Raw genomic sequence first — 21,050 nt, forward strand, 5'->3', positions numbered from 1 at the left:
GGGGACCGCTCTAGAAGCGCTCCATGTTCGGCCCGATCCCCCACCTGTCGCGAATTACGGGCCCGGCCTCCGTGTAGGCGCCGCGTTCAGCGGCTGCGCCGGATGCCGGGTGAAGCCCGTCCGCCCGTTTCCCGACCCGAACCGACCGTCCCCGCGACGAGAGCCAGCGCCGAACCCGCCATGAGCGATCAGACCAATGCCGCGCCCGCGGCCGCCCGCGACTATTCGCGGACCCTGTTCCTGCCGAAGACCGACTTCCCCATGCGTGCGGGCCTGCCGACCCGCGAGCCGCTCCTGCTGGAGCGCTGGAAGAGCATCGGCCTGTACGAAAGGATCCGCGCCGCCGCGAAGGGCCGCCCGCGCTTCGTGCTGCACGACGGCCCGCCCTACGCCAACGGCAACATCCATATCGGGCATGCGCTCAACAAGATCCTGAAGGACGTGGTGGTGCGCTCCCAGGGCGCGCTCGGCCGCGACGCGGATTACGTGCCGGGCTGGGACTGCCACGGACTGCCGATCGAGTGGAAGATCGAGGAGCAGTACCGCGCCAAGGGCAAGAACAAGGACGAGGTGCCGGTGCTGGAATTCCGCCAGCAATGCCGGGCGTTTGCCGCGCAGTGGCTCGACATCCAGCGCGAGGAGTTCAAGCGCCTCGGCGTCACGGGTGATTGGGATCATCCCTACTCGACCATGGCCTACCCCGCCGAGGCGCGCATCGCCGCCGAGCTGATGAAGTTCGCCGCCTCCGGCCAGCTCTATCGCGGCTCGAAGCCGGTGATGTGGTCGGTGGTGGAGAAGACCGCGCTCGCCGAGGCCGAGGTCGAGTACGAGGAGCATGTCAGCGACACGGTGTTCGTGGCGTTCCCGATCCGCGAGGGCGCCCCGGCCGAACTGGCGAACGCCCGCGTCGTGATCTGGACGACCACGCCCTGGACGCTGCCGGCCAACCGCGCCGTCGCCTATTCGAAGCGCGTCGCCTACGGGCTCTACCGCGTCACGCAAGCGGCGGAGGACAACTGGGCCAAGGTCGGCGACACCTATCTGCTCGCCGACGCGCTGGCCGAGGGCGTGTTCAAGGCCGCCCGCGTCGAGGCGTTCGAGCGCGTGGCCGACGTGCCGGCCTCTCACCTCGCCGGGCTAACCCTGTCGCATCCGCTCAGCGCCTTCGATTTCGGCTACGGCTTCCCCGTGCCGATGCTGGACGGCGAGCACGTCACCGACGAGGCCGGTACCGGTTTCGTCCATACTGCGCCGAGCCACGGCCGCGAGGACTTCGAGGTGTGGATGGCCAATGGCCGCCGCCTCACGGAAGCCGGCATCGACACCCGCATCCCCTACACCGTCGATGCCGACGGCATGCTGACCGAGGAGGCGCCGGGCTTCACCGGCCGCTTCGTCTTCACGGCCAAGGGCGAGAAGGGCGACGCAAACAAGGCGCTCATCGCCGCGCTGAGCGAGGTCGGCGCGCTGGTCGCCCGCGGGGTGCTGCGCCACCAGTACCCGCATTCCTGGCGCTCGAAGAAGCCGGTGCTGTTCCGCAACACGCCGCAATGGTTCATCGCCATGGACCGGCCGGTGGATGCGCTCGGCAACCGCACCCTGCGCGAGACGGCGCTCCACGCCATCGAACAGACGCAATGGGTGCCGCCGCAGGGCAAGAACCGCATCAACGGCATGGTCGCGGGCCGGCCCGACTGGGTGGTCTCGCGCCAGCGCGCCTGGGGCGTGCCGATCACCGTCTTCGTCGAGCGCGAGACCGGGACCGTGCTGCGCGACGAGAGGGTGAATGCCCGCATCGCCGAGGCCTTCGCCGCCGAGGGTGCGGATGCATGGTTCACGGAGGGCGCCGCCGCGCGGTTCCTCGAGCCGGACCACGATCCGGCCCGGTATGACAAGGTGACCGACGTCCTCGACGTCTGGTTCGATTCCGGCTCGACCCACGCCTTCGTGCTGGACGACGCCTCGGCCTTCCCCGGCCTTGCCGGCATCCGCCGCGCCGTCGATGGCGGGCCGGACACGGTGATGTATCTGGAAGGCTCCGACCAGCACCGCGGCTGGTTCCAGTCCTCGCTGCTCGAATCCTGCGGCACCCGGGGGCATGCGCCCTACGACGTGGTGCTCACCCACGGCTTCGTCCTCGACGCCAAGGGCGAGAAGATGTCGAAGTCGCGCGGCAACGTCGTCGCGCCGCAGAACGTCATCAAGGAATCGGGCGCCGACATCCTGCGCCTGTGGGTCGCCGCCGCCGATTACTCGGACGACCTGCGCATCGGTCCGGAGATCGTGAAGACCTTCGCCGAGACCTACCGCAAGCTGCGCAATTCGCTGCGCTGGATGCTGGGCTCGCTGGCCCACCGCGTGCCCGGCGACGACGTGCCCTTCGCCGAGATGCCGGAGCTGGAGCGCTTCATCCTGCATCGCCTCGCCCAGCTCGACGGCGAGATCCGCGAGGCCTACGCGGCCTTCGACACCAAGCGGATCGTGGCCTTGCTCAACGGCTTCATGACCGGCGATCTCTCGGCCTTCTACTTCGACGTGCGCAAGGACGCGCTCTACTGCGACCCGATCTCCTCGGTGACGCGCCGCGCCGCGCTGCAGGTGATCGACGAGGCGTTCCGCCGGGTCACGATCTGGCTCGCCCCCGTCCTCGCCTTCACGGCGGAGGAAGCGTGGCTCGACCGCTACCCGTCTGAGGACGGTTCGGTGCATCTCCAGACCCTGCCGGAGACGCCGGCCGAATGGCGGGACGACAGGCTCGCGGCGCGCTGGCAGAAGGTGCGCAAGGTCCGCCGCGTCGTCACCGGCGCGCTCGAGATCGAGCGCGCGGCCAAGCGCATCGGCGCGAGCCTGGAGGCGGCGCCGACCGTCTACGTCTCCGATACCGACCTGCTCGGCGCCCTCGACGGCGTGGACTTCGCCGATATCTGCATCACCTCGGCGATCACGGTGCGGGACGGCGAGGGACCGGTCGAGGCGTTCCGCCTCGACGAGGTGAAGGGCGTGGCGGTGGTGCCCGAGCGTGCGACGGGCACCAAATGCGCCCGCTCCTGGCGAGTCACGCCGGAGGTCGGGAGCGATCCCGACTATCCCGAGGTGACGCCCCGCGACGCGCGAGCCCTGCGCGAGTGGGACGCGGCGCATCCGGGTGCGGGGGCGGCGTGAGCCCGTTCCGCTCCGGCCTGATCGCGGCGCTGGCCACGCTGGTCCTCGATCAGGCCTCCAAGCTCGGGCTCTATTTCGGCACCGACCTCGTGATGACGCAGCCCTGGCGGCTGGCGCCGTTCGCGGATTTCGTCGTCGTCTGGAATCGCGGGGTGTCCTACGGGATGTTCCAGCAGGAGGGCGGGCTCGGCCGATGGCTGCTGGTGGCGGTCTCGCTCGCCGCCGCCCTCGGCCTCTCGCTCTGGATGCGCCGGGCCGGCTCGCGGCTGCTGGCCGTCGCCCTCGGCCTCATCGTCGGCGGCGCGCTCGGCAACGCCATCGACCGGGCGGCCTACGGCGCGGTGTTCGATTTCGTCCACCTGCATGCGGGCGGGTGGTCCTGGTACGTGTTCAACGTGGCGGACGCGGCCATCGTCGCGGGCGTCGTCGGCCTGCTCATCGACAGCCTGCGCCCGACCGGGCGCGCCCCGCGGACGGATATCGCCGGGAACGGCGGCCATCCCCAGGCTTGAGGGGCTCCCCGTCTCCCCACCCGCGTCAAGGCGCCATACCTTCGCCCGAAACCCGGCTCACCTCGGTTCGGACAGGCTCGGTACGCGATTCATCATGAATCGCTGTTCCGCTGACCGCCCCGGATGAAAAGCGGGCGGCAACCGGTCTCGCGCCTTGGGGAAAACGGCATGAACGGACGGCGCAGCGTCTCGCGGGCTTTCGGATCGATCCGTCCTCTCGCTTTGGGGGCGGCCTTGCTGCCCGCCCTCGCCGTCGGCACGGCCCGCGCCGAGGGCGAGTTCATGCGCGACACCCTGAGCAATCTCGGCCTGATCGAGCCCGACCGGCCCGCCATCACTTATCGCGAGCGGGCCCCGCTCGCCATGCCGCCCAAGCTCGGCGGCAAGGAAGACCTGACCGCCGGCCTGCCCCCGCCCCGCGCCCGCCAGGCCGATCCGGCCTGGCCGAAGGATCCGGAGGTGATCCAGCGCGAGCGCGCCGCCGTCGAGGCGAAGAAGCCCATCGTGCGCGGCGCGCAGGGGCGCATGAACGACAACAACGAGACGCTCTCGGTCTACGAGATGGATGCGGGCCGCCGCGCCGGTGCCGGCGCCCTGACCGGGCCGGCGAACGCTCCGGGCGAGGGCGACACGCGCAGCTCGACCTGGCTCAACCCGTTCGAGCTGCTCAAGGGCACCCCCGACAAGACCGAGCCGTCCCTGGTCGAGCCCGACCGCGACACGCTCACCGATCCGCCCACCGGCTACCGCAAGGCCCCCGTCAAGGTCGCCAAGCCCCAGGGCGGTCCGGTCGGCGGTCCGATCAGCGACCGGGACGAAGCCGATCCGCGTGCCTATATGAGAAGCCAGTCCGCGCGCTGAGACCATCGCGCATTCGGACGAGCCGTGACCGCGCGGACACGCCGCGCGGTATGGGATTTGCCACCGGCTCCCGATCTCGGGACAATGCCGGGCGTTTTGGGACGGAAAGCGCGGAGGGCGGAAGAGCCCCCGCATAAGGAAAGTAGGATGCACCTCTACCGGAAGGCCATCGCTCCCGTGGGACCGCAGCGAGGCCTGAATCACGCCGGCCGCGTGGACGCCGCCCCGTTCGGGCGCTCCGAGGCCGGCGGCCCGGAGGTCTCCGCCTTCGTGCTCGACAACGGGCTCGACGTGGTGGTGGTGCCCGACCACCGGGCGCCGGTGGCGACCCACATGATCTGGTACCGCAACGGCTCGGCCGATGATCCGATCGGCCAGTCCGGCATCGCCCACTTCCTCGAACACCTGATGTTCAAGGGCACCGAGAAGCACCCGGCCGGCGCCTTCTCGAAGGCTGTCTCGTCCCTGGGCGGCCAGGAGAACGCCTTCACCAGCTACGACTACACCGCCTATTTCCAGCGCGTCGCCCGCGACCACCTCTCGACGATGATGTCGTTCGAGGCCGACCGCATGAGCGGCCTCGTCCTCGACGACGCCGTGGTGGCGCCCGAGCGCGACGTGGTGCTGGAGGAGCGCCGCATGCGGGTCGAGACCGACCCGTCGGCGCAGCTTTCCGAGGCGATGGCCGCCTCGCTGTTCGTGCACCATCCCTACGGCATTCCGATCATCGGCTGGATGCACGAGATCGAGGAACTGAACCGCACCCACGCCATCGACTATTACAAGCGCTTCTACACCCCGGAGAACGCGATCCTGGTCGTCGCCGGCGACGTCACGCCCGACGAGGTGCGGAGGCTCGCCGAGGACACCTATGGCCGGGTCGCGCCGCAGGGCGCGCGGCCGCTTCGGACCCGCCCGCGCGAGCCGGAGCCCCGGGCGATGCGGCGCATCGCGGTGGCCGACCCGAAGGTCGAGCAGCCGACCCTGCAGCGCCTCTACCTCACTCCCTCCTGCATGACCGCCCGCGACGGCGAGGGCCACGCGCTCGAACTGCTCGCCGAGGTGATCGGCGGCGGCGCGACCTCGTTCCTCTACCGCAAGCTGGTGCTGGAGATGGGCGTCGCGGTGAATGCCGGCGCCTGGTACATGGGCTCGGCCATCGACGACACGCGCTTCGCCGTCTACGCCGTGCCGGCGGAGGGCGTGAGCCTGGAGGCCCTGGAGGAGCACGTCGACCGCGTGCTGCGCCGCGCCCCCGAGGCGCTGGACCCGGAGGCGATCGAGCGGGCCAAGATCCGGCTCGTGGCCGAGACGGTCTATTCCTCCGACTCGCAGTCCTCGCTGGCCCGCATCTACGGCTCGGCGCTCGCCATCGGCGAGACCGTCGAGGAGGTGCGCGCCTGGCCGACGGAGATCGAGGCGGTGACCCGCGACCGGCTGTTGGAGGTCGCCGCCCGCTACCTCGTGCCCGCCCGCTCGGTGACCGGCTACCTGACCAAGGCGCGCGACACGGACGTGGCGATCGCCTGAGGCCGACCTGATTCTTCGCGCCGCCCGAAGGCCGGCGCCGTTTGCGAAAAGACGCTTTAAGGAACTTCCGATGAATCTCGCCGAGACCGGCACCCGCACCGCGACCTCGCCGACCCAGGCGCTGCCGCTCGCGGCCGCCCCCGGCATCGAGGCCTGGCACGTCGCCTCGCCGGTGGTGCCGATGATCGCGCTCTCCTTCACCTTCGAGGGCGGCGCGGCGCAGGACGCGGAGGGCAAGGCGGGCACCGCGCAGATGATGGCGCGGCTGCTCGACGAGGGCGCGGGCGACCTCGATTCCGACGCCTTCCAGGAGGCGCTGGCGGCCCGCGCGATCGAGCTGAGCTTCCATACCGGCCCCGATTCCATCGGCGGCTCGCTCAAGACGCTGCTCACGCATGCCGACGAGGCGATCCGCCTGCTCAGCCTCGCGCTGGCCGAGCCCCGCTTCGACCAGCCCGCGATCGAGCGGGTGCGGGCGCAGATGATCGCGAGCCTGCGCTACCAGCAGAACGATCCCGGCGTGCTCGCCTCCCGCCGCTATTTCCGCGAGGCGTTTCCGGGCCATGCCTACGGCCGGCCCTCCGCCGGCACCGTCGAGACGCTCTCGGCCATCACCCGCGACGATCTCGTCGCCCTCCACCGGGCCGTGATCGGCCGCGGCGGCCTGAAGGTCGCCGCCGTCGGCGCCTTCGACGAGGCGGCGATCACCGGCATGGTGGCGCGCGCCTTCGGCGGCCTGCCCGAGGCCGGTCCGCTCAAGCCGGTGCCGCCGACCGCGATCAACGAACTTGGCCGTCGCATCGTGGTGGATCTCGACGTGCCGCAATCGGTGATCCGCTTTGGCATGCCGGGCGTGGCGTGGCGCGATCCCGACTTCATCCCGGCCTACGTGCTGAACCACATCCTGGGCGGCGGCGCCTTCACCTCGCGCCTGTTCCAGGAGGTGCGCGAGAAGCGCGGGCTGGCCTACTCGGTCGGCACCTCGCTCACCTCGCACCGGGGCGTGGCCATGACCTGGGGCTACACCGCCACCAAGAACGAACGCGTGGTCGAGGCTCTCGACGTGATCGGCGACGAAATCCACCGCCTCATCACCGACGGCCCCTCCGACGAGGAGCTGCAGAAGGCCAAGGACTACCTCACCGGCTCCTACGCCCTGGGCTTCGACACCTCGACCAAGATCGCCAACCAGCTCGTGCAGATCGCCTTCGAGGGGCTCGGCATGGACTACATCGCCCGCCGCAACGACCTCGTGGCGAGCGTGACCCAGGCCGACATCCGCAGGGCCGGCGCGCGGACACTGGGCGACGGCAAGATGCTGGTGGTGGCCGCCGGACGGCCGACGGGGCTGTAAGCGGGTCTTTTCCGAAGCGGGAACGATCGAGGCCGGCACGCGGAAACGCATTGCCGGCCTTTTTCATGAGGTCGGGCTCCCGGTGGTGTGTATGGTTGTGTATCTTTCGATTGCGGGTTGTTTCGGGGGCTGATATCCCTGCGACACGATCCGGAGAGATCGACATTGGGAGGGACGCTGTTTCGGGGCGGCGGGACAGCCGGCTGTCGGAGCCCTCTCGTGTCATATCGCAACAAGGAAACGCGCGGTCTCATAGCCCGACTGCGTCAAGAGGGTTGGATCGTTGCCCGCAAGGGGCCGGGTGACCATGTCCAGTACAAGCATCCGACGAAGCCGGGACGGGTGACGCTGGACACGGGGCGTCGGGAGCAGGCTCTGGGCACGCTCCGCAGCATCTACCGGCAGGCGGGCTGGGAATGGTGAGAGCGGGGCTTTTCAGAAGAGCGCGAGAGAGAAGCCGATGACGCGGGTCGTCATGCTGATACACGGCGGGGCCGGCAATTACGGTGCGTCCTTCCCGGACTTTCCCGGCGCGACGACAGGCGCCGACGATCTCGATGAACTCTACCGCAAGGCTGCCGAGATGCTGGCCTTCCATGTCGGCGGCTTAGTCGAGGACGGTGAGCCGGTGCCGCGGGCGCGTTCCCTCGACGAGCTGCGCGTCGATCCGGTCTTCGTCGAGGACAGCCGGGACGCGATGGTCGGCCTGATCGAGGTCGATCTGCCGGGGCGCGCCGTGCGGGTGAACATTTCGGTGGAGGAAAGTCTGCTCAAGCGCATCGACCGCGCGGCCGAGGCCGCGGGCGAGAGCCGATCCGGTTTCCTGGCCCAGGCCGCCAAGGCACGGCTGACCTCCTCAGTGGCCTGACCTGCGCCGCCGACGCCTTGGGCTCGCGCCCGGAACTCCTATCTGGAGGCCGAACCCGCTTTCCGCGCGAGGCCTCAAGCGATGCAGCTCACCGGACTCCACCACGTCACCGCCATCACGGCGCAGGCGGCCGACAACCTCGCCTTCTACACCCGCGTGCTGGGGCTCCGGCTCGTCAAGAAGACCGTCAATCAGGACGACGTCTCGGCCTACCACCTGTTCTACGCCGACGGCCGCGCCTCGCCCGGCACCGACATCACCTTCTTCGACTGGCCGGCGCCGGCCGAGCGGCGCGGCACGGACAGCATCTCGCGCACGCTGCTGCGTGTGGGCGGGGCGGCGAGCTTCGATTGGTGGCGCGAGCATTTCGGCCGCCAGGGGGTGAACCACCATCCGGCGATCGAGCGGGACGGCCGCCTCACCCTCGATTTCGAGGACGGCGAGGGCCAGCGCCTCAGCCTCGTCGATGACGGCGGGGCCGGAGAAGCGCATCCCTGGGACGGCAGCCCCGTGCCGCCCGAGCACCAGATCCGCGGCCTCGGCCCGATCCGCCTCACGGTCTCGCAGCCCGAGCGGACCGAGGCCGTGCTGACGCAGATCCTCGGCTTCCGCCGCGCCCGGACCTTCGAGCTGCCGGAGGGCGAGGTGAGCGTCTTCGAGACCGGGGCGGGCGGTCCTGCCGCGGAAGTCCAGCTTCTCAAGGGGACGGGACCGCAGGCGCGTCAGGGCGCGGGCGCCGTCCACCACGTCGCCTTCCGTATCCCGGATGCCGATTACGAGGCCTGGGCCGACCGGCTCAAGCAGCGGCGCGTTCCCTCCAGCGGACCGGTGGACCGCTACTATTTCCGCAGCCTGTATTTCCGTGAGCCCAACGGGATCCTGTTCGAGATCGCCACCGACGGGCCGGGCTTCGCCACCGACGAACCGATGGAAACGCTCGGCGATCGCCTCGCCCTGCCGCCCTTCCTCGAACCGCGCCGGGCCGAGATCGAGGCGGGACTGAAGCCGCTCTAGGTTCGTCCGGGGATGCGCTCTTGCCGGGGCAGGCATGCACCGGCTTCAAGAACAGTTCCAGACAAAGTCACATTCCGTGCGCTGTGGCAGCTCTGCGTCTTGACGCGGATGCTGCGACTGCGAGAAGAGCGCCGTTTCGACGCTTTCGAGAATCGGGAAACCTGCGGCCGATGAGCAAGTACAACGAGGAGCGCGTTCTCTCCGTCCACCACTGGACCGACACGCTCTTCTCCTTCCGCACGACCCGCGACCCCTCGTTCCGCTTCCGCAACGGCGAGTTCACGATGATCGGCATCGAGGTCGAGGGCCGGCCGCTCCTGCGCGCCTACTCGGTCGTCTCGGCCAATTACGAGGAGGAGCTGGAGTTCTTCTCGATCAAGGTGCCGAACGGCCCGCTCACCTCGAAGCTGCAGCACCTCAAGGTCGGCGACCCGATCATGATCGGCAAGAAGCCGACCGGGACGCTGGTGCTCGACAACCTCCTGCCGGGCCGTCACCTCTACCTGCTCGGGACCGGCACGGGGCTCGCGCCCTTCCTGTCGATCATCAAGGATCCGGAGACCTACGACCGGTTCGAGAAGGTCGTGCTGGTCCACGGCTGCCGCCAAGTGCAGGAGCTGGCTTATGGCGAGACCATCACCGAGACACTGCCGAAGCACGAGTTCCTGGGCGAGATGATCGCCAACCAGCTCATCTACTACCCGACCGTCACCCGCGAGCCGTTCCGCAACCGCGGCCGGATCACCGACCTGATGGTCTCGGGCAAGCTGTTCGAGGATATCGGCCTTCCCTCCATGTCGATCGAGAACGACCGCTTCATGCTGTGCGGCTCGCCGGAGATGATCAAGGACACCCGCGAGATGCTCACCGGCCTCGGCTACGAGGAGGGCAACCACGGCGAGGCGGCCCACTACGTGATTGAGAAGGCCTTCGTCGAGAAGTGAGGCGAGGGGCGGTCGCCCGCCCTTCGGCCCTGCCCGGCTCGCACACCATGTCCCTGCCCGCCCTGTTCGTCGTCGGCGCCGGCACCGAGATCGGCAAGACCTACACCACCGCCGCCCTCGTCCGCCGGCTGCGCGCGCAGGGCCGGCGGGTGCGGGCCCTCAAGCCGCTCGCGAGCGGCGTTCCCCCCCTCGACCATCCCGATTTCGCCGAGAGCGACACCGGCCGGCTGCTGGCCGCGCAGGGCCTCGCTGTGACGCCGGAGACGGTGGCGGCCTGCTCGCCCTGGCGCTTCGCCGCGCCGCTGGCGCCCGACCTCGCCGCCGCCCGCGAGGGACGCAGCCTCTCCCTCACCGAGCTCGTGGACTGGTGCCGGGCGCGTCTGGCCGAGGCCGATGCGGGCGAGACCGTGGTGATCGAAGGCGTGGGCGGTCTGATGAGCCCGATCACCGAGGCGGCCACCGGCCTCGACTGGCTCAAATCTCAAAAGATCCCGGCGCTGCTCGTCTCCGGCAGCTATCTCGGCGCCATCAGCCACGCGCTGACGGCGGTCGAGACGTTGCGGGCGCATGACGTCCCGCTCACCGGCATCGTGGTCAGCGAAAGCCCGGAGGCGCCGACCTCCGTCGAGACGGTGGCCGGGCAGATCGCGCGGCATGCCGGCGTGCCGGTCGGCTGCCTGACGCGGGGAGGGGCGTTTCCGGAAAACCTCCCCGTTCTCGGCTGAGGCCGCTTACCGCCCGGAGCCGCCGCGCTCCTTCGGCGCCTTCGGCTCGCGGGATTCCTGAATCTCCTCGGCCTTCTCCTCGTCGGTGTCGCTGCTGCGCTTGATCGTGTCGTCGGGCTTGGCGGCCAGCCCCTTCACGATCGAAACGAGGCGCTTGCACTCGTCCGGGAAGCCGTAGGAATCGAGCACGATCGCGGCGTCGCGCAGGTTGCGCAGGTCGCGGACGATCTGCGCGTTCTTGGGCTCTTGAAGCTCTTTCTTCGCCGCGATGGCCGGTTCGAGCCCGGTATCCTCGACATCGCATTCGGCTCGGGCTGCCGGCATCGCGGCGAGCATCAGGAAGGCGCAGGCGATCAGGCGACGCATCGTCACGTCTCGTCGGTTTGGGGCTGGTGGAAGGTCAGCCGCGGTGGCGCAGCAGGTCGTTGGTGACGGCCACGAGCTGCGCGGCGCGGTAGGGCTTGGGCATGAACACCGACTCGTTCACCGCCTCGGCGGGCGAGAGGCCGTCGCGGCCGCCGGAGGTGTAGACCACCGGCAGGCGCGGCAGGCTGCGCCGGGCGCTGCGGGCGAGCGCGATGCCGTTCGTGTTGCGGGCCAGATCGATATCGGTGAAGAGCAGGTCGACCTGCTCGCTCGACAGGATCGCCTCCGCCTCCTCCGCATCGGCCGCGGTCAGCACCCGGTAGCCCTCGTCGAGCAGGGCCTCGGCGGCCAGCTCGCAGACGAAGGACTCGTCCTCGACCACGAGGATCGTGTCGGCGTGGGGCGCCAGGGAGAACGGGGGCAGGGCGGCGGGGGCGCAAGCGAAGGGGATCATGGCAGAACTCCAACTCACCCGTGCTCGAACAACAGTCGAGCTTGCGGATCGCCGGACCAACGGGGCCGTGAAGGGCCGCGTTCACCGTGATTGCTTCGATTTGCGCGTATTTGGTAACCGATTGGTTAACCTTGACGGTATGGTGCGGGAACTGCTTTCCGCCGGGCAGGAGGCGGTGACGCCTCTCAAGTCTTGTCGGACGAGGCCGTCTTTCGCGCAGGCCCCGGCCCGCCCTTCGAAGAGCGCCTTAACGACCGTGCCTACCCTGTGACCCGACCTTGGCAGATCGGCTTCGGCGTCGTGCTCACGGCGCTCGCCGGATTCGTGGACGCGCTCGGCTTCATCCGGCTCGGCGGCCTCTACACCTCGCTCATGAGCGGGAACACGACCCAGCTCGCGGTCGCCCTCGGCCACGGCGAGCCGCTCGGCGCCGTCCTGCCGGCGCTCCTGATCGGAGCCTTCCTCATCGGCGCGGTCTCGGGCGGCGCCATCGCGGCCCTGTGCCCGCCCCGCTGGGTCACCCCCAGCGTGCTCGGCCTGGAGGCCGTCGCCCTCACCGCCGCCGTCGCCCTGGCGGCCGAGCACGCCCATGTCGGCGTGGCCTCGCTGTTCCTGGCGCTCGCCATGGGCGGGCAGAACGCGGTGCTCGCCCATGTCCAGGGCTTTCGCGCCGGCACCACCTTCGTCACCGGGGCGCTGTTCGCGTTCGGGCAGAAGGCGGCGCTGGCGCTCGCGGGGCGGGGGCCGCGGTTCGGCTGGGTCGGCGACGGCTCGGTCTGGCTCGCGCTCCTCGTCGGGGCGGTTGCGGGCACGCTCGCCCACGCACATCTCGGGATCGCGGCCCTGGCGATTCCCGCTGGCGTCACGGCCGGGCTATGTGTGGCCGCGAGCCTGTACACCCTGGTCACCCGGCACGCGCCGGTGACGCTGACCAAGATCTGAAGGAAGTCCCCTCCGGCATGAGCGTCTCCGCTCCCTCCCTCACCGACCACGTCGCCGCCATCGCGGCCGGCGCCCATGTCACCGCCGCCCATTGGCTGAAGGGGACGCTGGCCCTGGCGCTCGCCGACGGCGGCGTGCTCCTCGCCCGCGACGGTGCAACCGAGACCGTGGCGGCCCATCCCGATAGCGGCATCCTCGTCGCGGCCGGCGACGGCACCCGGCTGGTGAGCGGGGGCGATGACGGCCGCATCGTTGCGACCGAGGCGGACGGCCGGTCGAGCGAGCTGGCCCGGGCTAAGGGCGGCGGCTGGATCGATGCCCTCGCGCTCCACGCCGACGGCTCGGTTGCCTTCGCCTCCGGCCGGACTGTCGTCGCCCGCGACGCCAAGGGCCGGGAGAAGACGTTTGCGGCGCCCTCCACCGGCCGGGGGCTGGCCTTCGCGCCGAAGGGCTACCGGCTGGCGGTGGCCCACTATAACGGCGTCAGCCTCTGGTATCCGAACCTCGAGACGCCGCCTGAATTCATCGAGTGGAAGGGCTCGCATCTCGACGTGACGTGGTCGCCCGACGGCCGCTTCGTCGTCTCGACCATGCAGGAGAACGCGCTCCACGGCTGGCGCCTCCAGCCCGACCGCGGCCATATGCGGATGTCGGGTTATCCCGCCAAGGTGCGCTCCCTCTCGTGGTCGGCGGACGGCAAGTGGCTCGCCACCAGCGGCGCCGAGGCCGCCATCGTCTGGCCGTTCGACTCGAAGGAGGGCCCCACCGGCAAGGCGCCGCGGGAATGCGGCGTGCGGCCGGCGCGAGTCTCGCGGGTGGCGTTCCACCCCAAGGCGCCGGTCCTGGCGATCGGCTACGAGGACGGCTGCGTGCTGCTGGTGCGCTTCACCGACGCCTCCGAGCTGCTGGTGCGTCCGGCGGTCAAGGGCAGCGCGATCTCGGCGCTGGCCTGGGACGCCACCGGCGGGCGCCTCGCCTTCGGCTGCGCCGACGGTCAGGCCGGGCTGCTCACCCTGCCGGCCTGACCGTCGCGCGATGGCCCTGTTCGGACGCGCGAGAAAACCCGACGCCGCCGCCCGGCGGCGCGTCGAGACGTGGATCCGGGAGGCGGGCGGCTACGGGCCGGACACGGCGATGACGGTGAGCGAGATCGTCTGCACCGACCCGTCCTGTCCCGGCACCGAGACGGTGGTCCTGCTCTTCCCGCCCGGCGAGAAGACGCAGGCGGTGAAGATTGCCGGGGCGCTCGACGCCTTGAGCGAGGCGGATGTGGCGGCGGCTTTCGAGCGGGATCGGCCCTAGACCATCGTGCGGGATATCGGATCCAGCACGATGGTCCGGGCTTTTGTTTCTGCGCCATCTTCTTCCGAACGCCCCACCGTCCGGGATGATGCCCTGAAGCCCTCGCAGCGCGCGCGGACCGCCCTACAAACCGGGAGGCGCCATCGAAGGAGAACGCTTGGTGTTCCGTGTCGTCCGCACACTCGGCCTCGCCTTCGGACTGTTCGCGGCGGTCATCGCCGCACAGGCGCCGGAATTCGCGCAGCAATACACGCAGCGCCTCGGCGGGGCGCTGGACGAGCTGCGCCGCTCCATCGCCTCCCTCGATGCCGACGCCCAGGCCACCGGCCGCAGCCGGGAGGAGGCGCTGACGCTGCTGCGCACCAATCCGGACGCCTTCATCGCCCGGCGCGGTGAATCGGCCCGAACCGACGTCGAGCGGCTGAAGCGGCTGGAGGCGCAGAAGCTCGCACTCGACACCGCCGCGAGCCCGCTCGGGCGCCTCAGCGTGATCGTCCGCGATCCTGATATGGGCATCGCCCGCGCCACCTACCGCGACTACCAGCCGGCGGTGCCGACCACCGCGGACGGCCTCGTCGCCGGCCTGCTCGGCTTCCTCGCCGCCTGGGGCGGCTGGCGCGTCACCAGCGATGTCGGCCGCCATCTCGCCCGCCGCCGTCGGCGTGCGCAGCCCGAGACCACGCCAGTTTGATGCAAATTTCGCGTTGCTGCGCGGGCTGAGGTGTTGCAGCGCCTCTACAGCCCGGCCCTCCCGCCTGCACTAGGTGTAGGCACGCGCCCGCAACCCGCAGGGGCGCCGGATCCGGTCTCCCCCTCGATCATGCCGCGTCCCCCCACCACGACGGTCGATCCCGCCCTCGACGCGGCAGCCCTGCTGCGCCGCATCGGCTTCTTCGGCCTGTTCGTGGTGCTCCCGGTGGCCGCGCAGGTCTCGCGCCGCGCCACCGTGGTGCTCGCGCCCATCGCCGTCGTCCTGCTGATCACCGCGAGCGCCATCGATCAGCACCAGCGCGCCGTCTGGCCGGCCGTCCGGCGGCTGCTGACGGCTCCGTCCTTCCTGGCGGGCATGCTGGTGGTGTTCTGGTCGGCCCTGTCCCTGGTCTGGACGCCGTTCCCCGGTCCGGCCAGCGAGCGGCTGGCCAACCTCATCGCCACCGTGGTGATGACGCTGCTGGCCTATCTCGCGCTGCCCGACCGGATGCGTTCGGCCAACCTCTACCTGCTGCCGCTGGGCGTCGCCGCCGCCGCCATCGTCGCGATCCTGATCAACCTCGTCGGCGACGCGATGCTCAAGGACAACCCCGACGGCGACAGCGCCCTGGAGCGCGGGGCCGTGCTGCTGGCGCTGCTCGCTTGGCCCGCCGTGGCGTGGCTGCGCTCGCGCCGCCGCGACATCGGATCCCTCGTCGTGGTCGTGCTCGTTGCAGGCGCGCTGCTGCTGGCGCCGGGCGTCACCGCCCTGTTCGCGCTGGCCGTCGGGGCGCTCGCCTTCGCCCTGACCCATTGGCGCCTGTCGCTCGGCGTGCGGGTCACGGCGATCGCCGCCGCGGGCCTGCTCGTGGTCGCTCCGCTGCTGCCGTTCCTGGCGCGTCCCATCGGTGTCGCCCTGTTCGGGCCGGTGGCGCCCGGCGTGCTGGCCCTCAAGGCGTGGCAGAAGGTCGTCACCCTGGAGCCGGTGCGCCTCGTGACCGGCCACGGCCTCGAAACCGCCCTGCGCGGACGGATCTTCGGCATCCTGCCGATCAATGCGCCGACCACGATGCTGTTCGAGTTGTGGTACGAGCTCGGCGTCGTCGGTGCCTTCGCCGCGGCCTTCGCCCTCTACGGCGCGATCCACCGCGCCGGCCGCGATGCCACGGTGCTGGCGCCCTGCGCCATGGCGGCTTTCGCCACCGCCTTCGCCATCGGCTGCGTCGGCGTCGGTCTCGTCACGATCTGGTGGCTCACCACCCTCTCCATGGCGATCCTCACCTTCGTGGCGATCGAGCGCGGACAGTTCCGCTCCCGCCGGCCCAAGGTCGGACTGATCCCGCGCCTGCCCGCCCGGGGCTGAAGCCTCAGGCCTACGGCGTCTCGAGGGGGTCGGCCGCCGCCTCGATGCCGGCCATGTCGTCGTCGGAGAGGCCGAAATGGTGGCCGATCTCGTGGACGAGAACATGGGTGACGAGATGGCCCAGCGTCTCGTCGTGCTCGGCCCAGTAGTCGAGCAGCGGCCGGCGGTAGAGCCAGACGGCGTTGGGCATCTGCCCCGAGACGACCTCGCCGGACTGCGCCAGCCCGACGCCGCGAAACAGGCCGAGCAGGTCGAATTCCGACTCGCAGCCCATCTCCGTCAGGGTCTCCTCGTCGGGGAAGTCGTCGACGTGGATGCGCAGGCCGGCGCAGAGGGTGCGGAATTCCTCGGGCAGGGCTGCGAAGGCGGCATCGGCCAGCGCCTCGATCTCGGCGAGGCTCGGGGCCTTGGTTCCGGCCCAGATCGTCTCGGCCGGAGCGCTCACGGCGCGGCGACCGGCAGCACGCAACGCTTCAGGAAGGCGGCCAGGTCGCTGGTGATGTGGTCGATATGCGCCTCCTTCACCGCCTCCTGCTCGAAGGATTCGCGGAACGGGTCGGGCGTCTGCGGCACCACCAGCACGGTCGCCATGCCGAGGTCGTGCGGCACCACGAGGTTGCGGGCGATGTCCTCGAACAGGGCCGAGCGCCGCGGATCGACGCCGTGGCGCAGGAGAAAGCGCTCGTAGGTGCCACGGTCGGGCTTCGGCACGAAATCGGCCGCCGCGATGTCGAACACGTCCTCGAAATGGTTGAGGATGCCGAGCTTGTCCGCGACCCGCTCGGCGTGGCGGCGCGAGCCGTTCGTCAGGATCAGCTTGCGCCCCGGCAGGTGCTCGATCGCGGTGCCGAGGGATTCGTCGAGCTTGATCGTCGAATGGTCGATGTCGTGGGCGAAATCGAGGAAGTCGTGCGGATCGACCCCTTCCTCCACCATCAGCGCCTTCAGCGTGGTGCCGTAGCGGTGGTAGAAATGCTTCTGCAGGGCGCGGGCCGAGATCGCGTCGAGCCCGTAGAGCCGCATCACGTAGAGCGTGATGCGCTCGTCCACCTGCGGCCAGACCCGCGCGTCGCTCGGATAGAGCGTGTTGTCGAGGTCGAACACCCAGGTGTCGACGGCGGAGAATCCGCGGGAATCGGGGGTGGTGAAGTGGCTCTCGCCGGGAAGCAGCAAGGGAAGGGTGACGCTTGGATCAGGAGAAACGGGACGGGGATGCCCTGTCCCGTATGTAGGTGTTCGCGCGCGTGAGGGAAGCGCCGCCGTCAGGTGCGACGGATCAGCGTGCCCGCACCGAAATCGGTGAACAGCTCGAGCAGCGCGGCGTGCGCCACCTTGCCGTTGAGGATGACCACCGCCTCCACGCCCTGCTCGATGGCATAGATGCAGGTCTCGACCTTCGGGATCATGCCGCCCGTGATGGTGCCGTCGGCGATCAGCCGCCGGCAATCCTCGACGGACAGTTCCTGGATCAGGTTCTTGTCCTTGTCGAGCACGCCCGGCACGTCGGTGAGCAGCAAGAGGCGCTTGGCCCGGAGTGCCCCGGCGATGGCCCCGGCGAAGGTGTCGGCGTTGACGTTGTAGGTCTTGCCGTCCGCGCCGTAGGCGACGGGAGCGAGCACCGGGATCAGCTCGGCCTTCAGCACCGCATCGAGCACGCCGCGCTCGACATGCTCCGGCTCGCCGACGAGGCCGAGGTCGATCGCCTGCTCGATGTTGCTGTCGGGGTCCTTGACCGTGCGCAGGGCGCGCTTGGCGCGGACCATGTTGCCGTCCTTGCCGCACAGGCCGATGGCACGGCCGCCCTCGGCGGCGATCCAGCCGACGATCTGTTTGTTGATCGAGCCGGCCAGCACCATCTCGACCACCTCGACGGTGGCCTCGTCGGTGACGCGCAGGCCGCCGCGGAACTCCGACTCGATGCCGAGCCGGGCCAGCATCTTGCCGATCTGCGGCCCGCCGCCGTGCACGACGATCGGTTTCAGACCGGATTGTTCGAGCAGCACGATGTCCTCGGCGAAATCCTCCGCCGCCGCCGGGTCGCCCATGGCGTGGCCGCCGTACTTGATGACCACGATCTCCTGGTCGTAGCGCTGCATGTGCGGCAGGGCCTGGGTCAGGATCTCGGCGCGCACATGCACGTTCGGCAACGGATCGGTCATCGCGGTCGTCCTGGCTCTCTCTCGAGTCGGAGGCGGCTTCGGCAGGGCTTCTAGCGCAGGCTTCGTGCGGAGCGAAGAGTCCGCGCACGCGCGATCCCGCGATGGTCTGCATGGATCCGTCATCCGACGGCCATGTGAGCGCGGGGATCCGCGCGCGAATGCTGAGGCTTCCGGTGCGGGGTGCTTCACGGGATTGCTGTGCGGGGAGGGTCTGGCGCTTGCCCATCGGTGCCGGTCCGGTCGTGGGCGACCGCAGGCATCGCAGATCGGCAACAAGGATCGGCACGATTGCCGCGATTCTTGCGTTAAGTTACAGCTCTGAAATACGTTTTGCGATCATTTGGATCGGCAGGATGACTGAGGCTCTGGAGACGCCGTTTCGCATTGAGCCCTGCTTTTTCGAGGATGCCGTCCCGCGGCCTCTCTCCGATCTGACGGTGGAGATTCACTCGGCGGCGTCTGAACTCGGACGGACGCTGCATCCCGATTCGGTGGCGGAGCTCGCCGAGTTCGTCCGGGTCATGAACTGCTACTATTCGAATCTCATCGAGGGACACGACACGAGGCCCAAGGACATCGAACGTGCCCTTGCCGGAGCGGAAGTCGACGAAGCGCGGCGTCCGCTGGCCCTGGAGGCCCGCGCCCATGTTCAGGTCCAGCGCGAAATCGACGGACTGCATCGTGCCGGTGCATTGCCGTCGCCGACATCGGCCGAGTTCATCCTGTGGGTTCATCGGCGCTTCTACGAGGCGATGCCGCCGGAGTTTCGGCGGGCCGATCTGCCCGGCGGACGGACCATCGAGATCGTGCCCGGCCGTTTTCGAACTCGAAACGAGGAGGACGTGGCCGTCGGGCGCCATCATCCGCCCTCGTCGGCGCTCGTCTCGAACTTCATGGCGCATTTCGCCAAGCGGTTTGAGATGGCGGAAGGCTGGCCGAGCATCCGCGTGATCGCCATGGCCTCGGCCCATCACCGGCTGAACTTCATCCATCCCTTCATCGACGGCAATGGACGCGTCAGCCGTCTGGTCTCCCACGCGATGGCGCTGAGAGCCGGCATCGGAGGCGGCGGTCTCTGGTCGGTGTCCCGGGGTCTCGCCCGCGGCTTGAGAGACAGAGGCGAGTACAAGCGCATGATGGATCATGCAGACATGCCGCGTCAGGGATCACGTGATGGCCGCGGCAACCTGTCGGAGGCGGCCCTCCGCGACTTCTGCAACTGGTTCCTGTCGGTGGTCCTAGATCAAATCCGTTTCACCTCTGCCGCCTTTCGTTTCGATGCCTTGGCGGAACGCTACCGCAGATTGCTCGCGGATCTTGGCCATGACGCGCGGTCCGGCGAACTCATTTCCACGGTGTTGCGATTCGGAGAGATCGAGCGAGGACAGGCGGCCCTCGTCTTGCAGACCTCGGAACGGACGGCTCGAACGACCGTATCGCGATTGGTCGCTGAAGGGTTCCTGAAATCCCGTACTCCCAAATCGGCGGTGCGCGTGGCCTTTCCGCTCGACTATCGGGACAGACTTTTCCCGAACCTGTTCGCGGATCACTGGATCGAGGCGCCGGAGCCTCCCGCGTTCCGGTTCGGCAAGTGATCCGGTTGGGCAAGTGATCCGGTTCGGCGGGGACTTACTTCGGTCCCGAAGGACCCGACGTGATATCCCGCCGATGATCGCCGTGGCTTTTCATCCAAGTCTTCGAGTTGCCGTTTAAGCGGCCATTAACCATTACGACCAATCATCCCCAGGGTGAACCGAGGGGGCCGACCATGCTGAATGCCGATCTGGTGACTCCGCGACCGAGTCTCACTCATCCCGGTCTCCTCGCCCGCGTGGTCGAGCGCCTGGGCCAGGGGGCGGACTCCTCGGCGGAGGTCTGGCGGCGGCTCACCGAGACCTACGCCGTCGATCTCGATGCGGTGGCCGCGCTCCTGCCCTGCGCCGAGCCCGAGCCGCTCTGGCTCACCGCCCGCGCCCAGTCCCGCCAGCGCGGATCCCGGGCGCGCTGAATCGGCCTCAGCCGATCACCCGCAGGCCGTCGCCGGCCCGCAGGGGGCCGCCGGCCAGAACCTCGGCGTAGACGCCGCAATCGGCGTGGCCGAGGCCGTCCATCAGGGCTTTCGGGATCGAAAGGTCGCGCTGGCCCGTCCGCGGGTCGACATTCGTGGCGGCGCACCGCACGGTCCGGCTGGTGATCTTCAGCCGGACGCCGCCCTCCGCCTCCAAGACGCGGCCGACCATGCCGAGCTCGGCCCAGGGCTCCAGCCCGTCGAGATAGAGGTTGCCGCGAAAGCGCAGGGGATCGACGGGAGCGCCGACGAGATCCTCGGTCGCCGCCACGCTCGCCCGGTTGATCAGCGAGACGTAGCCGGTGCGCGAGTCGGTGAAACGGTAGCCGGGCGGCGCCGTGAGCACGCGCGGCGCGCCGCGCAGCTCGTGCGGCAAGAATTCCTTCATGAAGCCGGCGAGCGCGTCGCGCCCCTCGGCCGTGCTCAGATCCGCCTCCACGGCGAGCGCGCCGTTCTCCTCCACGGTCAGGCGGTGCGTGGCGTCGTCGAACCGGGTGCGCAGCCGCGCAAGCGCCTCGTTGCGCATCAGCATCAGGTAGGCGACCTTGGGCAGGTGGCGCGGCACGGTCTCGTTGAAGCCGGAGGGGCCGTTCTCGATGGCGTAGAGCCGGTCGCCGGGGAAGTAGCCGCTGGTGTCCAGCTCCGCCGTCTCCAGCGCCTCGGGCGAGAGCCCCTTCACGGGATAGCGGTAGAGGGCGGCGATGCGGAGGGCGGGGCTCTGGCTCATCCCTCACCG

Annotated in this window: 23 protein-coding genes; 17 read left to right on the forward strand and 6 right to left on the reverse strand. The window is 69.7% G+C overall.

Annotation, left to right across the window (positions count from 1 at the left end):
- Positions 1-180: 180 nt before the first annotated feature.
- The 10 genes from ileS (at position 181) to bioD (ending at position 10,970) form a co-directional block, all read left to right on the forward strand.
- Positions 181-3,162: an isoleucine--tRNA ligase gene (gene ileS / locus HNR51_RS03440; RefSeq protein ID WP_182553964.1), complete on the forward strand. Its 2,982-nt coding sequence runs from the start codon at positions 181-183 to the stop codon at positions 3,160-3,162.
- On the forward strand, positions 3,159-3,674 hold the full coding sequence (gene lspA, locus HNR51_RS03445; protein ID WP_012454177.1) for a signal peptidase II: 516 nt from the start codon (positions 3,159-3,161) through the stop codon (positions 3,672-3,674). The genes ileS and lspA overlap by 4 nt, the downstream gene beginning before the upstream one ends.
- Positions 3,675-3,842: 168 nt before the next feature.
- Entirely contained in the window at positions 3,843-4,535 is a 693-nt protein-coding gene (locus HNR51_RS03450; RefSeq protein ID WP_141951394.1) for a hypothetical protein, read from the forward strand.
- A 147-nt stretch (positions 4,536-4,682) separates the two neighbouring features.
- The gene (locus HNR51_RS03455; protein ID WP_141951395.1) at positions 4,683-6,065 is read left to right on the forward strand and encodes a M16 family metallopeptidase; all 1,383 of its coding nucleotides are present in this window, start codon (positions 4,683-4,685) and stop codon (positions 6,063-6,065) included.
- Between the two features lie 70 nt (positions 6,066-6,135).
- Positions 6,136-7,419 carry a M16 family metallopeptidase gene (locus HNR51_RS03460; protein ID WP_141951396.1) on the forward strand — a complete coding sequence of 428 codons (1,284 nt, stop codon included), beginning with the start codon at positions 6,136-6,138 and terminating at the stop codon, positions 7,417-7,419.
- 219 nt (positions 7,420-7,638) lie between these two features.
- Positions 7,639-7,842: a type II toxin-antitoxin system HicA family toxin gene (locus HNR51_RS03465; RefSeq protein ID WP_141951397.1), complete on the forward strand. Its 204-nt coding sequence runs from the start codon at positions 7,639-7,641 to the stop codon at positions 7,840-7,842.
- A 37-nt stretch (positions 7,843-7,879) separates the two neighbouring features.
- Positions 7,880-8,287: a type II toxin-antitoxin system HicB family antitoxin gene (locus tag HNR51_RS03470; RefSeq protein ID WP_141951398.1), complete on the forward strand. Its 408-nt coding sequence runs from the start codon at positions 7,880-7,882 to the stop codon at positions 8,285-8,287.
- Positions 8,288-8,368: 81 nt separating this feature from the next.
- On the forward strand, positions 8,369-9,301 hold the full coding sequence (locus HNR51_RS03475) for a ring-cleaving dioxygenase (RefSeq protein WP_182553965.1): 933 nt from the start codon (positions 8,369-8,371) through the stop codon (positions 9,299-9,301).
- 170 nt (positions 9,302-9,471) lie between these two features.
- Positions 9,472-10,245 (forward strand): ferredoxin--NADP reductase, encoded by a 774-nt coding sequence (locus HNR51_RS03480; RefSeq protein ID WP_152277035.1) that lies wholly within the window; start codon positions 9,472-9,474, stop codon positions 10,243-10,245.
- 47 nt (positions 10,246-10,292) lie between these two features.
- On the forward strand, positions 10,293-10,970 hold the full coding sequence (gene bioD / locus HNR51_RS03485; protein ID WP_182553966.1) for a dethiobiotin synthase: 678 nt from the start codon (positions 10,293-10,295) through the stop codon (positions 10,968-10,970).
- Positions 10,971-10,976: 6 nt separating this feature from the next.
- Here bioD and HNR51_RS03490 read toward each other — a convergent pair whose 3' ends face one another.
- Positions 10,977-11,336: a photosystem reaction center subunit H gene (locus tag HNR51_RS03490; RefSeq protein WP_141951400.1), complete on the reverse strand. Its 360-nt coding sequence runs from the start codon at positions 11,334-11,336 to the stop codon at positions 10,977-10,979.
- Positions 11,337-11,370: 34 nt separating this feature from the next.
- Positions 11,371-11,790 (reverse strand): response regulator, encoded by a 420-nt coding sequence (locus tag HNR51_RS03495; RefSeq protein WP_012454185.1) that lies wholly within the window; start codon positions 11,788-11,790, stop codon positions 11,371-11,373.
- Positions 11,791-12,057: 267 nt separating this feature from the next.
- Between HNR51_RS03495 and HNR51_RS03500 the strand changes: the two genes are divergently transcribed.
- From HNR51_RS03500 to HNR51_RS03520, 5 genes are all read left to right on the forward strand, one after another.
- Positions 12,058-12,732 carry a YoaK family protein gene (locus HNR51_RS03500; protein WP_041371976.1) on the forward strand — a complete coding sequence of 225 codons (675 nt, stop codon included), beginning with the start codon at positions 12,058-12,060 and terminating at the stop codon, positions 12,730-12,732.
- Positions 12,733-12,749: 17 nt separating this feature from the next.
- A complete protein-coding gene (locus HNR51_RS03505; RefSeq protein WP_012454187.1) occupies positions 12,750-13,757 on the forward strand; it encodes a WD40 repeat domain-containing protein in 1,008 nt (335 codons plus the stop codon).
- Between the two features lie 10 nt (positions 13,758-13,767).
- Positions 13,768-14,034 carry a hypothetical protein gene (locus HNR51_RS03510; protein WP_182553967.1) on the forward strand — a complete coding sequence of 89 codons (267 nt, stop codon included), beginning with the start codon at positions 13,768-13,770 and terminating at the stop codon, positions 14,032-14,034.
- Between the two features lie 160 nt (positions 14,035-14,194).
- The gene (locus HNR51_RS03515; protein WP_182553968.1) at positions 14,195-14,725 is read left to right on the forward strand and encodes a DUF2937 family protein; all 531 of its coding nucleotides are present in this window, start codon (positions 14,195-14,197) and stop codon (positions 14,723-14,725) included.
- Positions 14,726-14,854: 129 nt separating this feature from the next.
- Positions 14,855-16,087 (forward strand): peptide ABC transporter permease, encoded by a 1,233-nt coding sequence (locus HNR51_RS03520; protein WP_152277040.1) that lies wholly within the window; start codon positions 14,855-14,857, stop codon positions 16,085-16,087.
- 10 nt (positions 16,088-16,097) lie between these two features.
- Here the strand turns inward: HNR51_RS03520 and HNR51_RS03525 are convergent, their stop codons facing one another.
- The 3 genes from HNR51_RS03525 to argB all read right to left on the reverse strand — a co-directional run bounded on the left by HNR51_RS03525 (position 16,098) and on the right by argB (position 18,246).
- On the reverse strand, positions 16,098-16,532 hold the full coding sequence (locus HNR51_RS03525) for a metallopeptidase family protein (RefSeq protein ID WP_141951405.1): 435 nt from the start codon (positions 16,530-16,532) through the stop codon (positions 16,098-16,100).
- A complete protein-coding gene (locus HNR51_RS03530; RefSeq protein WP_012454192.1) occupies positions 16,529-17,260 on the reverse strand; it encodes a pyrimidine 5'-nucleotidase in 732 nt (243 codons plus the stop codon). Before HNR51_RS03530 ends, HNR51_RS03525 begins: the two co-directional genes overlap by 4 nt.
- A gap of 89 nt (positions 17,261-17,349) precedes the next feature.
- The gene (gene argB, locus HNR51_RS03535; protein WP_152277043.1) at positions 17,350-18,246 is read right to left on the reverse strand and encodes an acetylglutamate kinase; all 897 of its coding nucleotides are present in this window, start codon (positions 18,244-18,246) and stop codon (positions 17,350-17,352) included.
- A gap of 218 nt (positions 18,247-18,464) precedes the next feature.
- Here argB and HNR51_RS03540 point away from each other — a divergent pair, with 218 nt between their 5' ends.
- Positions 18,465-19,841, forward strand: coding sequence for a Fic family protein (locus tag HNR51_RS03540; RefSeq protein ID WP_239681408.1), 1,377 nt, complete (start codon positions 18,465-18,467; stop codon positions 19,839-19,841).
- Positions 19,842-20,014: 173 nt separating this feature from the next.
- Positions 20,015-20,254, forward strand: a complete 240-nt coding sequence (locus HNR51_RS03545) for a hypothetical protein (RefSeq protein ID WP_012454195.1) — start codon at positions 20,015-20,017, stop codon at positions 20,252-20,254.
- Positions 20,255-20,261: 7 nt separating this feature from the next.
- Here HNR51_RS03545 and HNR51_RS03550 read toward each other — a convergent pair whose 3' ends face one another.
- On the reverse strand, positions 20,262-21,041 hold the full coding sequence (locus HNR51_RS03550) for an MOSC domain-containing protein (RefSeq protein ID WP_182553969.1): 780 nt from the start codon (positions 21,039-21,041) through the stop codon (positions 20,262-20,264).
- Positions 21,042-21,050: the final 9 nt, after the last annotated feature.

The organism is Methylorubrum thiocyanatum (genome assembly GCA_014138645.1).
Lineage (GTDB): Bacteria > Pseudomonadota > Alphaproteobacteria > Rhizobiales > Beijerinckiaceae > Methylobacterium > Methylobacterium thiocyanatum.

Excerpts from the sequence above, each read along its gene's own strand:
- ileS (WP_182553964.1), top strand. The coding sequence starts at position 181 with ATGAGCGATCAGACCAATGCCGCGCCCGCGGCCGCCCGCGACTATTCG.
- HNR51_RS03450 (WP_141951394.1), top strand. The coding sequence starts at position 3,843 with ATGAACGGACGGCGCAGCGTCTCGCGGGCTTTCGGATCGATCCGTCCT.
- HNR51_RS03455 (WP_141951395.1), top strand. The coding sequence starts at position 4,683 with ATGCACCTCTACCGGAAGGCCATCGCTCCCGTGGGACCGCAGCGAGGC.
- HNR51_RS03460 (WP_141951396.1), top strand. The coding sequence starts at position 6,136 with ATGAATCTCGCCGAGACCGGCACCCGCACCGCGACCTCGCCGACCCAG.
- HNR51_RS03470 (WP_141951398.1), top strand. The coding sequence starts at position 7,880 with ATGACGCGGGTCGTCATGCTGATACACGGCGGGGCCGGCAATTACGGT.
- HNR51_RS03475 (WP_182553965.1), top strand. The coding sequence starts at position 8,369 with ATGCAGCTCACCGGACTCCACCACGTCACCGCCATCACGGCGCAGGCG.
- HNR51_RS03480 (WP_152277035.1), top strand. The coding sequence starts at position 9,472 with ATGAGCAAGTACAACGAGGAGCGCGTTCTCTCCGTCCACCACTGGACC.
- bioD (WP_182553966.1), top strand. The coding sequence starts at position 10,293 with ATGTCCCTGCCCGCCCTGTTCGTCGTCGGCGCCGGCACCGAGATCGGC.
- HNR51_RS03490 (WP_141951400.1), bottom strand. The coding sequence starts at position 11,336 with ATGCGTCGCCTGATCGCCTGCGCCTTCCTGATGCTCGCCGCGATGCCG.
- HNR51_RS03495 (WP_012454185.1), bottom strand. The coding sequence starts at position 11,790 with ATGATCCCCTTCGCTTGCGCCCCCGCCGCCCTGCCCCCGTTCTCCCTG.
- HNR51_RS03505 (WP_012454187.1), top strand. The coding sequence starts at position 12,750 with ATGAGCGTCTCCGCTCCCTCCCTCACCGACCACGTCGCCGCCATCGCG.
- HNR51_RS03510 (WP_182553967.1), top strand. The coding sequence starts at position 13,768 with ATGGCCCTGTTCGGACGCGCGAGAAAACCCGACGCCGCCGCCCGGCGG.
- HNR51_RS03520 (WP_152277040.1), top strand. The coding sequence starts at position 14,855 with ATGCCGCGTCCCCCCACCACGACGGTCGATCCCGCCCTCGACGCGGCA.
- argB (WP_152277043.1), bottom strand. The coding sequence starts at position 18,246 with ATGACCGATCCGTTGCCGAACGTGCATGTGCGCGCCGAGATCCTGACC.
- HNR51_RS03545 (WP_012454195.1), top strand. The coding sequence starts at position 20,015 with ATGCTGAATGCCGATCTGGTGACTCCGCGACCGAGTCTCACTCATCCC.
- HNR51_RS03550 (WP_182553969.1), bottom strand. The coding sequence starts at position 21,041 with ATGAGCCAGAGCCCCGCCCTCCGCATCGCCGCCCTCTACCGCTATCCC.